Source organism: Pseudoxanthomonas kaohsiungensis (assembly GCF_010211765.1).
GTDB classification, from domain to species: Bacteria; Pseudomonadota; Gammaproteobacteria; order Xanthomonadales; family Xanthomonadaceae; genus Pseudoxanthomonas; species Pseudoxanthomonas kaohsiungensis.
The window spans coordinates 142,429-157,420 of record NZ_PDWO01000009.1; the positions used below are offsets into that span (position 1 = coordinate 142,429).

Genomic DNA, 14,992 nt, shown 5'->3' on the forward strand with positions numbered 1-14,992 from the left:
TCCCACAAAGACCAGCCCGCCACTCCCATGCCTTCGCCGCAGGCGAAGCGAGAAGCCGCTCTCCGATCGAAGCAGCGAACCCGCCGCCGCCCGAGGACGTCGTGGCCCGGGGGTATGGCGCCAGTGGCACATGGATGTGCCACGACCCGAGTACGGACAGGACGTCCGCCCGAGGGAGGCGCCATACCCCCGGGTCACGGCGGCCCCTTCCGGAGCCGCATGCCCCCGGCCCCCGGCCCTTGGCTCCTGGGCTCTTGGGCCTTGCCCCGGTAACGCCCGGCGGCGCGGCAGGAGGCCCCCGACCGCAGCCGCAAACCACGCTCCGGAGCGGCAGGGCCTAAACTATGCGGCCCGTCTTCCCAGCCAGCCCTCCCCTCCCATGTCGGATTCCGCCCTGCTCGCCCTGTCCCCGCTCGACGGCCGCTACGCCTCCAAGGTCGACGCGCTGCGCCCGATCTTCTCCGAGTACGGCCTGATCAAGGCGCGGGTGAAGGTCGAGGTGGAGTGGTTGCTGGCGCTGGCCGCCGAGCCGGGCATCGTCGAGCTGGCGCCGTTCTCCGGCGCCGCCGTGCAGCGCCTGCGGGCGCTGGCCGACGGTCTCTCGCTCGCCGATGCGGCGCGGGTCAAGGAGATCGAGCGCACCACCAACCACGACGTCAAGGCGGTCGAGTACCTGATCAAGGAGCGGCTGAAGGACGACGCCGAGCTGGGGCCGGCGCTGGAATTCGTCCACTTCGCCTGCACCAGCGAGGACATCAACAACCTGTCCTATGCGCTGATGCTGCGCGAGGCGCGCGACACCGTGCTGCTGCCGGCGCTGGACGGCATCGCCGCCTCGCTGCGCGCGCTCGCCCATGCCCAGGCCGCCCAGCCGATGCTCTCGCGCACCCACGGCCAGACCGCCTCGCCGACCACGCTGGGCAAGGAAGTGGCCAATGTCGTCGCCCGCCTCGAGCGCCAGCGCCGGCAGATCGCCGCGGTCGAGCTGACCGGCAAGATCAACGGCGCGGTGGGCAACTACAACGCCCACGTCGCCAGCTACCCGGACGTGGACTGGCCGGCGTTCGCGCAGCGCTTCGTCGAGGGGCTGGGCCTGCCGTTCAATCCGTACACCACCCAGATCGAGCCGCACGACAACGTCGGCGAGCTGGGCGATGCGATCCGCCGTGCCAACACCGTGCTGGTCGACCTGGCCCGCGACGTGTGGGGCTACATCTCGCTGGGCTACTTCAGGCAGAAGCTCAAGGAAGGCGAAGTCGGCTCCTCGACCATGCCGCACAAGGTCAACCCGATCGACTTCGAGAACGCGGAAGGCAACTTCGGCATCGCCAACGCCCTGTTCGAGCACTTCTCGGCCAAGCTGCCGATCAGCCGCTGGCAGCGCGACCTCACCGATTCGACCGTGCTGCGCGCGCTGGGCACCGCCTTCGGCCACACCCAGGTCGCGCTGGATTCGCTGGGCAAGGGCCTGGGCAAGCTGCAGGTGAACCCGCAGCGCCTGGATGCCGACCTGGATGCGGCCTGGGAAGTGCTGGCCGAAGCGGTGCAGACGGTGATGCGCCGCCACGGCCTGCCCAATCCCTACGAACAGCTCAAGGCGCTGACCCGTGGCCAGGACGGGATCGACGCCGAGGCCATGCGTCGCTTCGTCGCTTCGCTCGACCTGCCCGAGGACGCGCGCGCGCGCCTGGCCGCGCTCACCCCGGCCGGCTATACCGGCCTGGCCGAGCGGCTGGCGCGGGATATCTGACGCTCCAGGCATCCCGGTACGATCGCCGGCCGATCGTAGAGCGGGGCTCGCCCCGCTGCTCCTGGCTTTATCGCGAGACGTCCGGAAAGCAGCGGGGCAAGCCCCGCTCTACGCGGCATCGTGGGCACACCGCGCCGCGTGGAAGACCGGCCGCGTGCCGCGCGGCTGCTAGAGTGGCCAGCCCGAACGCAGCGGAACGATCCATGCGACTGCTCGAAACCGCCGGCGCGCTGGCGACCCTGCTGGCCCTGTCACTGGCAACCTCCAGCGCCAGCGCCGCCCCCGCAACGCCGGCCGCCGCCTGCCCCGCCGACGCCGGCTGGGACGACCCCTCGCCGCCCGTCCATGTCTTCGGCAACACCTGGTATGTCGGCACCTGCGGCATCACCGCCCTGCTGGTGACCTCGCCGCAGGGTCACGTGCTGCTCGACGGCGGCACCGCCAGGGGTGCGGCGCTGATCGAGGACAACATCCGCGCCGCCGGCTTCAAGCTTGAGGACGTGAAGTACATCGTCGGCTCGCACGAGCATTTCGACCACGCCGGCGGCATCGCCGCGCTGCAGGCGGCCACCGGTGCGACCGTGGTCGCGCTCGAGCCGGCCGCGGTCGTGCTCGAACGCGGCGGCAGCGATCGCGGCGACCCGCAGTACGGGCAGCTGGACCCCATGGCGCCGGTCGCCGGCGTACGCCGCATCGCCGACGGCGAGGTGCTGGCGCTGGGCCCGCTGCGGCTCACCGCCCACGCCACGCCCGGCCATGCGCCGGGGAGCACCAGCTGGACCTGGCGCTCCTGCGAGGCCGGCTCGTGCCGCGACATCGCCTACGTCGACAGCCTCACCGCGATCTCGGACGACCAGTGGCGCTTCACCGACCCGGCCAACGCCGGCTACGTCGCCGGATTCCGCCGCACCCTGGACGCGGTCGCCGCCCTGCCCTGCGATATCCTGGTCACCCCGCATCCGGGCGCCAGCGCACTGTGGTCGCGACTGGGCCCCGGCGCCAGCCAGCCGCTGGCGGGCGACGGCGCCTGCCGCGCCTACGCCGCCCAGGCCCGCGCGCGCCTCGACAAGCGCCTGGCCGACGAAGCCGCCGCGCCGCCGGCACGCTGAACCGCCCCACACGACGCGATCCGACGTGCAACTGCTGATCAACATCGACGTCGACGACCTGGCCCGCGCCGAGGCGTTCTACCGCGATGCGTTCGGCCTGGCCGCCGCGCGCCGCTTCGGCGACGCCGTGCTCGAGATGACCGGCGCACCCGTACCGTTCTACCTGCTGCGCAAGGATGCCGGCAGCGAAGGCGCGGCCGGTTCGGCGCGCGACTACCGGCGGCACTGGACGCCGCTCCACCTGGACATCGTGGTCGAAGACCTGGACGCGGCCCTGGCCCGCGCGCTGGCCGCCGGCGCCCGCGCCGAAGGCGAGGTACGCGAAGCCGCGTGGGGCCGCATCATGCAGCTGGCCGACCCGTTCGGCCACGGCTGGTGCCTGCTCCAGTTCCTCGGCCGCGGTTACGACGAGATCGCCTCATGAGCTCCCGCAAGAAGACTTCCCCCGCCGCCCTGCCGTTCGAGGTCGACGCCGCCGCCCTGCCGCCGCTGGGCATGGACCCGGCGGTGTTCCTGCGCGACTACTGGCACAAGCGCCCGCTGCTGGTCCGCAACGCCTTCCCCGGCTTCCAGACCCCGCTCATGCCCGACGACCTGGCCGGCCTGGCCTGCGAGGACGGCGTGCTGGCGAGGCTGATCAGCCACGACCGCGGCAGCGGCCGCTGGGACGTGCGCACCGGCCCGTTCGCCGAGGACGACTTCCCCGGCCTGCCCGACCACGACTGGACCCTGCTGGTCCAGGACGTCGACAAATGGGATCCGGACGTGGCCGCGCTGCTGGAGCAGTTCCGCTTCCTGCCGCGCTGGCGCATCGACGACGTGATGGTCAGCTTCGCCGCCACCGGCGGCTCGGTCGGCGCGCACGTGGACCACTACGACGTGTTCCTGCTGCAGGCTTACGGCCATCGCCGCTGGCAGATCGACGCCCGCGTGGCGATGGGCCAGCCTGCCCCGGACCTGGGTTTCCAGGAGGACGTGGCGATCAAACTGCTGCGCCACTTCGAACCCACCCACGACTGGGTGCTGGGCCCGGGCGACATGCTCTACCTGCCGCCGCTGGTGCCGCACCACGGCGTGGCCGAGGACCCGTGCCTGACCTTCTCGGTCGGCATGCGCGCGCCCTCCTCCTCGGAGCTGATCGGCGACTGGCTCGACGAGGTGCTGGTCGATGCCGACGAGGCGATCCGCTACCACGACGAGGACCTGGCCGTGCCGGCCGATCCCAACGAGATCGACACCGCGGCCATGAACCGCGTGGTCGAGGCGCTGAATGCCATCCGGATGAACGACCCGGACCGGCTGGGCGACTGGTTCGGCCGCTTCATCACCACCTACCGCGCCGCCGGCGAGGTCATCCCCGGCGGCGAGCCGCGCCCGCGCATCGAACTGGAATGGGACCTGGCCCACGGCGCGGCGCTGCAACGCCACCCGGCCTCGCGCCTGGCCTGGCGCCGGCGCCACGACGACGGCGCCAGCCTGTACTGCAGCGGCCGCGCGCTGGTCGTGCCGGTCGAGGATGCGATCCTGCTGGCCGATGCCACCGTGCTGGATGGCCCGGCCTGGGAATCGCTTTCGCAGGACGGCCGCGACGCCGCCTACGCGCTCTACCAGGCCGGCCACTACGGACTGCTGGCCGACGACCCGGACGAGGACGGCGAGGACGGCGACGCATGAGCGCCGCGGTTTCCATCGTCGCGGCCGAGTACGCCCAGGACCACGCACGCCTGCATGCGTTGCGCACCACCGTGTTCATCGACGAACAGCAGGTGCCGGCCGCGCTGGAGCGCGACGCACTCGACCCGCTCAGCTTCCATGTCATGGCGCTGGATGCCGACGGCCGCCTGCTGGGCACCGCGCGCCTGACCCCGGACCGGCGGATCGGCCGGATGGCGGTGCTGGCGAGCGAGCGCGGGCGCGGGATCGGCGAGGCGATGCTGGCCGGGCTGCTCGAGGAGGCGCGGCGGCGCGGCTGGACCGAGGTCACCCTGCACGCGCAGCTGCATGCGCTGCCGTTCTACGCACGCGCCGGGTTCGTGCCTTCCGGTCCGGTGTTCGAAGAGGCCGGGATCGGCCATCGCCTGATGCGCCGGCGGCTGCCGGGCGCCAGCCCGGTCGAGGACGCCGACGCCGCCGCCGCGGTGCTGATCGCCCTGGCCACCCACGCGCGCCGCGAGCTGGCGCTGTACAGCCGGGCGATGGACCCGGGGCTGCTGGACCGCAAGGACGTGCTGGACGCGCTGCGCCGCTTCGCCGTCCGCCCCGGCGAGCGGCGGCTGCGGATCCTGCTGCAGGATGCGGCGACCCCGCAGCGGTCGGGCGCGCCGATCCTGCCGCTGGCCCAGCGCCTGCCCAGCGTGTTCGCCTTCCGCGAGGTCAAGGACCCGGTCGATGCGCGCTATCCGTCGGCCTTCGCCTTCAACGACACGGGCGGCGCGCTGTTCCGGCCGCTGGGCCATCGCTTCGATGGCGAGGGCGGGGTCGAGGACGGCCCGCTCGCGCGCCGCCTGCAACTGGAGTTCGACCGGATCTGGGAACGCTCCCGCCCCTGCACCGAGTACCGCGTCCTGTAGGAGCCCATCTTCATGGGCGACCCGACGTCGGCGTGCGTGGCCGTCGCCATCGGGGCGGCGTCGGGTCGCCCATGAGGATGGGCTCCTACCACTTGCGTCGCCGGTTCCAGCAGCTTTTTGTAGGAGCCGATTCATCGGCGACCCGACGCCACCCGGCAAACGACCCCCTCCCGGCTCCCCCGTCCGGCCCGCCCGCAGGCGCCACACCCGACTTCATCCGCCCTGCCCGACACCAGGCGCACGCCGCCGCCGACTCGCATCGCTGGCCGTCGCCTACCGGGAATGTCCTCCCACGCCTGGCCCGCGACAGTGTGAACCGCCGCACCCCCGTGACCCCCGGACCGGGAAATCCGGCCTTCGTCTAGGTCCCTGAACGGGCGATGGGGGGTATACTTTTGCGGCTATCACGCCCGCAACGCCGGGCCTGGGCCGGTTGCGGCCCATCCCCCACCCAGACGCGACTCCATCGTGGACAACCTACTCAAGCAGTTTGCGCAGTCATCGCAGCTCGGCAGCAATGCCGCCTTCATCGAGGACCTGTACGAGCAGTACCTGGTCTCCCCCGACAGCGTAGACCCGAAGTGGAAAGCCTACTTCGACGGGTTCAAGGGCCGCGAGGCCGGTGACGTCCCGCACTCGGCGGTCATCGCCCACGTCGCCGACGCCGCCCGCCACGCCGCCAACAACGGCTATGCGACCGCGCCGGCCGTCGGCGACGAACGCGAGCGCAACGTCGGCCGCCTGATCACCGCCTACCGCTCGCGCGGCCACCTGGGCGCCAAGGTCGACCCGCTCGCCCTGACCCCGCCGATGAACCCGCCGGACCTGGGCCTGCCCTTCCACGACCTGTCCGAGCGCGACCTGGACAGCGAATTCAGCACCGGCGGCCTGGCCGGCCAGCCGCGGATGAAGCTGCGCGACCTGCTCGCGCGCCTGAAGGCGACCTACACCGGCTCCATCGGCGCCGAGTTCATGCACATCCCCGAGGTCGAGCAGCGCCAGTGGCTGTACCAGCGCCTGGAGCTGGCCGGCGGCGACTACAACCTCAGCGCCGAGACCCGCCAGCGCGTGCTGGAGCGGCTGACCGCGGCCGAGGGCCTGGAACGCTACCTGCACACCAAGTACGTCGGCCAGAAGCGCTTCTCGCTGGAAGGCGGCGACTCGCTGATCCCGCTGCTGGACACGGTGATCCGCCAGTCCGGCGTGGACAAGGTCAAGGACATCGTCATCGGCATGGCCCACCGCGGCCGCCTCAACGTCCTGATCAACACCCTGGGCAAGAACCCGCGCAAGCTGTTCGACGAGTTCGAGGGCAAGTTCGAGCACGACGAGCGCGCCCATGCCGGCGACGTGAAGTACCACATGGGCTTCTCGGCCGACATCGCCACCCCGGGCGCGCCGGTGCACCTGGCCCTGGCCTTCAACCCCTCGCATCTGGAGATCGTCGACCCGGTGGTCGCCGGCTCGGTGCGTTCGCGCCAGGAGCGCCGCGGCGACGACGAGCGCCGCCAGGTCCTGCCGGTGCTGATCCACGGCGACGCGGCCTTCGCCGGCCAGGGCGTGGTGATGGAACTGTTCCAGATGTCGCAGGCGCGCGGCTTCGCCGTCGGCGGCACCGTGCACGTGGTGATCAACAACCAGGTCGGCTTCACCACCAGCAACAAGGAAGACGCGCGCTCGACCCTGTACTGCACCGACGTGGCCAAGATGGTCGGCGCACCGGTGTTCCACGTGAACGGCGACGACCCCGAAGCGGTGGTGTTCGTGGCCAAGCTGGCCTACGAGTTCCGCCAGCAGTTCAGGAAGGACGTGGTCATCGACCTGGTCTGCTACCGCCGCCACGGCCACAACGAGGCCGACGAGCCGGCGGCGACCCAGCCGCTGATGTACCAGACCATCCGCAAGCACCCGACCACCCGCGAGATGTACGCCGCGCAGCTGGAGAAGGCCGGCGTGATCGCCGCCGACGCCGGCAAGGCGCTGGTGGACGAGTACCGCAACAAGCTCGACGCCGGCGAGGTCACCACCGAGCTGGCCGCCTCCAAGCCGGAGGACTACGAGCTGACCATCGACTGGTCCAAGTACCTCTCCGGCACGCTGTCCGACGCGGTCGACACCAGGGTGAAGAAGGCCACGCTGACCCAGCTGGCCAAGATCATCAACACGATCCCGCAGGGCGTCTCGCTCCACCCGCGCGTGGCCAAGATCTACGAAGACCGCCTGAAGATGTCGGCCGGCGAGATCGGCGGCGACTGGGGCTTCGCCGAGAACCTGGCCTACGCCACCCTGCTCTCGGAAGGCTACGGCCTGCGCCTGGTCGGCCAGGACGCCGGCCGCGGCACGTTCTTCCACCGCCACGCGGTGCTGCACGACCAGAAGACCGACAGCTACTACCTGCCGCTGCGCCAGCTGGTGGAGACCCCCGAGCAGGCCACCATCATCGACTCGCTGCTCAGCGAGGAGGCGGTGATGGCGTTCGAGTACGGCTTCTCCACCACCGACCCGAACACCCTGGACATCTGGGAAGGCCAGTTCGGCGACTTCGCCAACGGCGCCCAGGTGGTGATCGACCAGTTCATCGCCTCCGGCGAGGCCAAGTGGGGCCGCATCTCCGGCCTGACCCTGCTGCTGCCGCACGGCTACGAAGGCCAGGGCCCCGAGCACAGCTCCGCGCGCCTGGAGCGCTTCCTGCAGCTGTGCGCGCTGGAGAACATGCTGGTGTGCGTGCCGACCACCCCGGCCCAGTGCTTCCACATGCTCCGCCGCCAGATGAAGATGAGCACGCGCAAGCCGCTCATCGTCATGTCGCCGAAGTCGCTGCTGCGCCACAAGCTGGCCGTGTCGACCCTGGACGAGCTGGCCAGCGGCGAGTTCCAGCACCTGATCCCGGACAGCAGCGCCGACCCGAAGAAGGTCAAGCGCGTGGTCGTGTGCTCGGGCAAGGTCTACTACGACCTGCTCGAGGACCAGCTCAAGCGCGGCCAGGACAACGTCGCCATCGTCCGCGTCGAGCAGCTGTACCCGTTCCCGCGCGAGGCGCTGTCCACGGTCCTGCAGACCTACGCCAAGGCCACCGAGGTGGTCTGGTGCCAGGAGGAGCCGCAGAACCAGGGCGCCTGGTACCAGATCAAGCACCACCTGCAGGCCTGCCTGGCCAAGGGCCAGGCCCTGAGCTACGCCGGGCGCACGCGCTCGCCGTCGCCGGCGGTGGGCCACTTCGCCGACCACGTCGAAGAGCAGCTCAAGCTGGTCGCCGACGCGCTGGTCAACCCGCCCGGCAACCAGCTCGCCGCCGAATAGCGCGTCACCACGCCGCAACCGGCACCCCCCGATACTTCCGCCCTACCGACATACGCCCCAAGGACGCCCCATGGCCACCGAAGTCAAAGTTCCGGTCCTTCCCGAATCCGTCTCCGACGCCACCATCGCCAGCTGGCACAAGAAGGCCGGCGACGCGGTCAAGCGCGACGAGAACCTGGTGGACCTGGAGACCGACAAGGTCGTCCTGGAAGTCCCCTCGCCGGTCGACGGCGTGCTGAAGGAAATCAAGTTCCAGGAAGGCGACACCGTCACCAGCTCGCAGGTCCTGGCGATCATCGAGGAAGGCGCCACCGCCGCCGCAGCGCCAGCCGAGGCGAAGAAGGACGACAAGCCGGCCGCCGGCGCCGAGGAAGTGCAGGCCAAGGCCGGCGCGGCCAAGGCCGAAGCCGCCGCGCCCGCCTCGACCAAGCCGGCCCCGGCCGCCGCGTCGTCGTCCACGGGCGCGGGCGGCGACCTGCCGCCGGGCGCGCGCTTCACCGCCAGCAAGGAAGGCATCGATCCGTCGCAGGTCGAGGGCACCGGCCGTCGCGGCGCGGTGACCAAGGAAGACATCGTCAAATACGCCAAGAGCGGCGGCGCCGGCAAGGCCGCGGGCGCGCGTCCGGAAGAGCGCGTGCCGATGACCCGCATCCGCAAGCGGATCGCCGAGCGGCTGATGCAGTCCAAGGACTCCATCGCGATGCTGACCTCGTTCAACGAGGTCAACCTGGCCAAGGTGTCGGCCGCGCGCAAGGAGCTGGGCGAGGACTTCCAGAAGGCCCACGGCATCAAGCTGGGCTTCATGAGCTTCTTCGTGAAGGCCGCGGCCAACGCGTTGCAGCGCTTCCCGGTGATCAACGCCTCGGTCGACGGCGACGACATCATCTACCACGGCTACGCCGACATCTCGATCGCCGTGTCCACCGACAAGGGCCTGGTGACGCCGGTGCTGCGCAATGTCGAGCGCCTGGGCTTCGCCGACATCGAGCAGGGCATCGCCGATTACGCCAAGAAGGCGCGCGACGGCAAGCTCGGCCTGGACGACCTGCAGGGCGGCACCTTCACCATCACCAACGGCGGCACCTTCGGCTCGCTGATGTCGACCCCGATCGTCAACCCGCCGCAGAGCGCGATCCTGGGCATGCACACCATCAAGGAGCGCCCGATCGCCGAGAACGGCCAGGTCGTGATCGCGCCGATGATGTACATCGCCCTGTCCTACGACCACCGCATCATCGACGGCAAGGACGCGGTGCAGTTCCTGGTGGACATCAAGAACCAGCTCGAGAACCCGAACCGGATCCTGTTCGGGCTGTAAGACCCCCGCGCCGCCCTTCCCCGGAAGGGCGGCGCCGTTTTCGCCAGGGCCGGCGGAAGCCAAGCGCGATCCAGCTCGCCGCCCTGCACTCTTCCGCCCCCGGGCCACGACCCGCGACGGGCAGCAAAGGCAAAGGAACTGGAAATGGCTGAACAATTCGACGTCGTCGTCATCGGTGCCGGCCCGGCCGGCTACCACGCCGCGATCCGCGCCGCGCAGCTGGGCCTGAAGACCGCCTGCATCGACGCGGCGCTGGGCAAGGACGGCAAGCCGGCGCTGGGCGGCACCTGCCTGCGCGTGGGCTGCATCCCGTCCAAGGCGCTGCTCGATTCCTCGCACCAGTACGAGAACATGCTGCACAAGTTCGAGCAGCACGGCATCGGCTTCAAGGATGCGTCGATCGACGTGGCGAAGATGGTCGCCCGCAAGGACGGCATCGTGAAGCAGTTCACCGGCGGCATCGCCCAGCTGTTCAAGGCCAACAAGGTCACCGCGTACTACGGCTTCGGCACGCTCCACGTAAACGCGGGGCAGCCCGGCAACGTCGTCAAGGTCAAGCAGCACGACGGCACCGAGGTCGAACTCAAGGGCACCAACGTCATCATCGCCGCCGGTTCGGATTCGATCGAGCTGCCGTTCGCCAAGTTCGACGGCGAGGCCATCGTCGACAACGTCGGCGCGCTGGACTTCACCGAGACCCCCAAGCGCCTGGCCGTGATCGGCGCCGGCGTGATCGGCCTGGAACTGGGCAGCGTGTGGAAGCGCCTGGGCGCCGAGGTCACCATCCTCGAGGCGATGCCGGAGTTCCTGGCCGCCGCCGACGCCGAGGTGGCCAAGCTGGCCGCGCGCGAGTTCAAGAAGCAGGGCCTGGACATCCGCCTGGGCGCCAAGGTCTCCAAGGCCGAGGTCAAGGCCAAGGGCAAGAAGAAGGAAGTCGCCGTCACCTACACCGACGACAAGGGCGCCGAGCAGAGCCTGGTCGTGGACAAGCTGCTGGTGGCCGTCGGCCGCCGCGCCGCGACCAAGGGCCTGCTGGCCGAAGGCACCGGCGTGCAGCTCAACGAGCGCGGCCAGGTCGTGGTCGACGAGCACTGCCACACGGGCGTCGACGGCGTCTGGGCGGTCGGCGACTGCGTGCGCGGGCCGATGCTGGCGCACAAGGGCTTCGAGGAAGGCATCGCCGTGGCCGAGCTGATCGCCGGCCTGCCGGGCCACGTCAACTTCGACACCATCCCGTGGGTCATCTACACCGGCCCGGAAATCGCCTGGGTCGGCAAGACCGAGCAGCAGCTCAAGGCCGAGGGCGTGCCCTACAAGACCGGCACCTTCCCGTTCGCCGCCGTCGGCCGCGCCGTGGCGATGGCCGAGCCGGTCGGCTTCGCCAAGGTGATCGCGCATGCCGAGACCGACCGCGTGCTCGGCCTGCACCTGGTCGGCCCGAACGTGTCCGAGCTGGTCCACGAGGGCGTGCTGACCATGGAGTTCAGCGGCTCGGCCGACGACCTGGCGCGGATCTGCCACGCCCACCCGTCGCTGTCGGAAGCGATCCACGACGCGGCGATGGCGGTGGACAAGCGCGCGATCCATAAGGCGAACTGAAGGTTCGCCCTGTGGATGCAGATGCCCGCGCAGCGGACATCTGCATGCGGCACCGGAGCCGGGCATTGCCCGGCTTCGCGCTTTCCGCAGACACGCAAAGACTCGACCAGGAGCAACGCATGGATTCCAAGGGACTTCCGCCCCGCGTCACCGCCGGCCTGTATGCCGCCGCCGGCGTGCTGTTCGTGATCGGCGCCTTCGCCGGCGGCCGGCCGGCCTTCAGTGGCGTGGGCGTGGCCTTCATCGTGCTGGGCGCGCTGGTCTACTGGCGCCGCGACCGCAGCCGCGACTGAGCGGGCCGGGCGCCATGGGACCGCACTGGCACCCCGCGCATCGCGCCCTGCCGCCACCTCCCCATCTTCCCGACGGAACCTGATCCATGCGCTCGATCTGCGTCTATTGCGGCTCCAACGCCGGCAGCAAGCCGGCCTACACCGAACGCGCCATCGCCCTGGGCGACCGCCTGGCCCGCGACGGCATCCGCCTGGTCTACGGCGGCGGCAACGTCGGCCTGATGGGCATCGTCGCCAACGCCGTGCTCGAGGCCGGCGGCGAGGTGGTCGGCGTGATCCCGCAGCAGCTGGCCGACTGGGAGGTCGCGCACCGCGGCCTGACCGAACTGCAGGTCGTCGGCTCCATGCACGAGCGCAAGATGCGCATGTTCGACCTGTCCGACGGCTTCATCGCCCTGCCAGGCGGCTTCGGCACCCTGGACGAGATGTTCGAGATGCTGACCTGGCGCCAGCTCGGCATCGGCGACAAGCCCTGCGCCTTCCTCGACGTCGACGGCTTCTACGCGCCCCTGATCGGCATGATCGACCGCATGGTCGAGGAGCGCTTCCTGCACCCGGACCAGCGCGCCGACCTGTGGCACGGCGACGACCTCGAGGCGATGCTGGCCTGGATGAAGGCGTACGAGCCGGCGCAGGCGAGCAAGTGGATGGACGAGAAGCGACGGAAGTCGCTGCGGTAGCGGCTCTCGGCGTTGCGGCGACTCGTGATTGCGCCGCTACTCAAAACCGTGCGGATGTCGAGCACTTACCGGGCAATCCTGCAGTTAAAACAAGACCTTGAAAAGAGCGGTGGCCTGACCGCAGTTCCTCCAAGCAGGCGGCCCAGGTTGAAAAGTCTTGGGTATCGATGAGGTCGGGACCGCGGACGGCGCTCTCCACCAAGGACCTCATGACCGGATCATCATCATTCAAAATGCTCGGGTACGCTAGCGCAAACCACGAGAAGAACACCAAAGTCTCCGGAACCCACGCCCTTTTTGCGCTTGAGTAAAGATTTACCGCGTCGAGCAGTGAGAAATGATTGAACACTGCCTTGAACTCATGGAGTTCACCCGCGTCTTTGTCCCCATGCTTAAAGAAGTTCCTAGAACGGAAGACATGCTGAAGCCACTCCTTCTTGCGCTCTGGTCGAATCCTATCACTGTCACGAAATATGCTGATGCCACCGCCATGTTGTTCTTTTGTGTCGTACAAAACCTGCGCCGCTGCCTCAGCCAAGGTGTGAATGGAAATCTCGTCGCCGCGATAGAAGAACAATCGGATTGCCTGAAGCAGTTGCCTCTCAGCAACTTCAAACTTGGAGAGTTTCCAGATTTCTGTCGACATGCGCGTGAGATATAACGCTTGAATTAGGCCGACCCGCGAAGCGGGTTCGACTTGAATGAATGGCTAGCAGACGCCCAGTGACTGTGAACGAGCGCAACCTGGCTTTGCCAAAATATTAGGCGCTTTATTGGATCCCGGGTGGCCTTAAAGAGCCCAATTTTCTCCGCGGCGGAAAAGAAGCCCTCGCCAGGATTGTTATCTCCACCTTGATGAACAACAAGGGCGGTCAGCATTGGCCTGTCGTTATCGTGCTCAAAGAACACGATGTCGCCAAGCTTCCGTGCGATCTCGTCCCGGTCCTGCGGTTGCGCCATGTCGAGTCCGATCAATGGAGCCACTTCGCTATAGGAGGCAAGTTTCTTAGCTTTGGCCAACTCCAAAAGCGTTTCGTACAGAATCGCATCGATGTTCATCAGTCTGCCCAACTCCATATGTTTTTGACACCCCATAAGCAGGCGCCGAGAACCCGGCGTGCGCGCCCGATAACGCCTGCCGATCTGTGAAGCAGGTTCGACTTGAACGAGCGGTTAGGCATCACCTATTGATGCTAGGTCAAGTGGCGCCAGAAGCCGAAGTGCAGCGGCTGTCGACGCTACGACATATACAGCCGTGGCCAATGAAGGGGAAACTGGGTCAGGCGTGCCTTGGCCATGACGAAATGAATGTATCCCGTCTACGAGTTGAGCAATCCCATCCATAGCCTTATCCAGCATCATGCCTTCTGTGGCGTTTATTGCAGCACTAAGAGCTAGCGGTTTGATTTTATTCTCAACCATCCAACGGTTGAGGTTTTTGCTCGCGGGATCAATGAGGCGAGCAAGAATTTCAAGACTTTCAAAGGATGACCTCACGGCAGCTTTAGTATCTGCTGGATTCGAGTCCAGGTACGCGTGAGACTGTTCGAAAGCGACACGCACGCCGGCATGCCTTGGATTGGCAAGACATGCGAGTGCTGATGCTCGATTGCGTTCGAATTCTTCGTCAACGAAGAAGTGAATGCCACACTCATGGTCGGCGATGTATCCAACGTTCTCTTCCCGTAGCGCACGGTTGACAAAGTCTCGCCAAGCGGTGGCCTTGGGAAAGATGTAGCCAAAGCTCCTGTCCGGATTTGTCACGGGCTGTCGATCGTTAACCTTGAAATAACGCCATACAAGGGTAATAGACGAAAGTACAAACTCGATGCGCGACTCTGTGAAAAACTGACTGAAGTTGTAGTACGTCGAGTTGTACTTTTCCGAATAGAACGTACTAATGATCAGTCCGCCTTCTTGACGAAGGTAGGAAGCCAACTTTGCATATTCAGCGTAGTGGTTAGCTTGCAAATAAGCATCCAGCCTGTTCCGCAGCAGGACGCTGTCTTGAGTAGGGACACCCCTGGCGATGTACTGCCTAGTGAAGAGTTCGCCGGTTTTTGGCTCGGAGTCGCCCATAGTCTTCTCGTGATGCCTAGCTACCAGTTACCCCGACCAGGGGCATAACACGGAGTCTGGAGGCGGTCTGAAACGGCGTCAACGGAGAAACCTTTGGCCGATCAATGGAATGTGCGACGGCCGGAAGCGGCGTTTAGACCGCCTCGAGAGATGGAGATTGAAGGGGCTGACCTGCCGGGTTTTTTAGGACCACCGGTTAGTTGACGATGGCTCGGTGGGTCGGTTGCTGCTCTTGCTGCTGATCTTCCTTGAACTGCTTGGGTGTCCGGTAGCCAAGGCTGGAGTGCGGCCTGT

General features: G+C 67.8%; 13 protein-coding genes. 10 read left to right on the top strand and 3 right to left on the bottom strand.

Translation table 11 applies throughout. The features are described 5' to 3' along the window. Positions 1 to 379 precede the first annotated feature (379 nt). From purB to CSC66_RS11275, 10 genes are all read left to right on the top strand, one after another. Positions 380 to 1,750, top strand: a complete 1,371-nt coding sequence (gene purB / locus CSC66_RS11230) for an adenylosuccinate lyase (protein ID WP_162377479.1) — start codon at positions 380 to 382, stop codon at positions 1,748 to 1,750. A gap of 203 nt (positions 1,751 to 1,953) precedes the next feature. After that, entirely contained in the window at positions 1,954 to 2,859 is a 906-nt protein-coding gene (gene bla / locus CSC66_RS11235) for a subclass B3 metallo-beta-lactamase (protein ID WP_162377480.1), read from the top strand. Positions 2,860 to 2,884: 25 nt separating this feature from the next. Continuing rightward, positions 2,885 to 3,283, top strand: a complete 399-nt coding sequence (locus CSC66_RS11240) for a VOC family protein (protein ID WP_162377481.1) — start codon at positions 2,885 to 2,887, stop codon at positions 3,281 to 3,283. Beyond that, positions 3,280 to 4,533 carry a cupin domain-containing protein gene (locus CSC66_RS11245; RefSeq protein WP_162377482.1) on the top strand — a complete coding sequence of 418 codons (1,254 nt, stop codon included), beginning with the start codon at positions 3,280 to 3,282 and terminating at the stop codon, positions 4,531 to 4,533. Before CSC66_RS11240 ends, CSC66_RS11245 begins: the two co-directional genes overlap by 4 nt. Beyond that, a complete protein-coding gene (locus tag CSC66_RS11250) occupies positions 4,530 to 5,429 on the top strand; it encodes a GNAT family N-acetyltransferase (protein ID WP_162377483.1) in 900 nt (299 codons plus the stop codon). Before CSC66_RS11245 ends, CSC66_RS11250 begins: the two co-directional genes overlap by 4 nt. A gap of 468 nt (positions 5,430 to 5,897) precedes the next feature. Continuing rightward, positions 5,898 to 8,729 (top strand): 2-oxoglutarate dehydrogenase E1 component, encoded by a 2,832-nt coding sequence (locus CSC66_RS11255; RefSeq protein ID WP_162377484.1) that lies wholly within the window; start codon positions 5,898 to 5,900, stop codon positions 8,727 to 8,729. 70 nt (positions 8,730 to 8,799) lie between these two features. After that, positions 8,800 to 10,047 carry a dihydrolipoyllysine-residue succinyltransferase gene (sucB, locus tag CSC66_RS11260; protein ID WP_162377485.1) on the top strand — a complete coding sequence of 416 codons (1,248 nt, stop codon included), beginning with the start codon at positions 8,800 to 8,802 and terminating at the stop codon, positions 10,045 to 10,047. 144 nt (positions 10,048 to 10,191) lie between these two features. Next, the gene (gene lpdA, locus CSC66_RS11265) at positions 10,192 to 11,646 is read left to right on the top strand and encodes a dihydrolipoyl dehydrogenase (RefSeq protein ID WP_162377486.1); all 1,455 of its coding nucleotides are present in this window, start codon (positions 10,192 to 10,194) and stop codon (positions 11,644 to 11,646) included. 119 nt (positions 11,647 to 11,765) lie between these two features. Next, positions 11,766 to 11,939, top strand: coding sequence for an MFS transporter (locus tag CSC66_RS11270; protein WP_162377487.1), 174 nt, complete (start codon positions 11,766 to 11,768; stop codon positions 11,937 to 11,939). A gap of 86 nt (positions 11,940 to 12,025) precedes the next feature. Next, positions 12,026 to 12,619, top strand: a complete 594-nt coding sequence (locus tag CSC66_RS11275; protein WP_162377488.1) for an LOG family protein — start codon at positions 12,026 to 12,028, stop codon at positions 12,617 to 12,619. Positions 12,620 to 12,659: 40 nt separating this feature from the next. Here CSC66_RS11275 and CSC66_RS11280 read toward each other — a convergent pair whose 3' ends face one another. The 3 genes from CSC66_RS11280 to CSC66_RS11290 form a co-directional block, all read right to left on the bottom strand. After that, a complete protein-coding gene (locus tag CSC66_RS11280; protein ID WP_162377489.1) occupies positions 12,660 to 13,265 on the bottom strand; it encodes a hypothetical protein in 606 nt (201 codons plus the stop codon). A 23-nt stretch (positions 13,266 to 13,288) separates the two neighbouring features. Continuing rightward, positions 13,289 to 13,678 carry a hypothetical protein gene (locus tag CSC66_RS11285; protein ID WP_162377490.1) on the bottom strand — a complete coding sequence of 130 codons (390 nt, stop codon included), beginning with the start codon at positions 13,676 to 13,678 and terminating at the stop codon, positions 13,289 to 13,291. Between the two features lie 114 nt (positions 13,679 to 13,792). Next, on the bottom strand, positions 13,793 to 14,698 hold the full coding sequence (locus tag CSC66_RS11290) for a hypothetical protein (protein ID WP_162377491.1): 906 nt from the start codon (positions 14,696 to 14,698) through the stop codon (positions 13,793 to 13,795). Positions 14,699 to 14,992 lie beyond the last annotated feature (294 nt).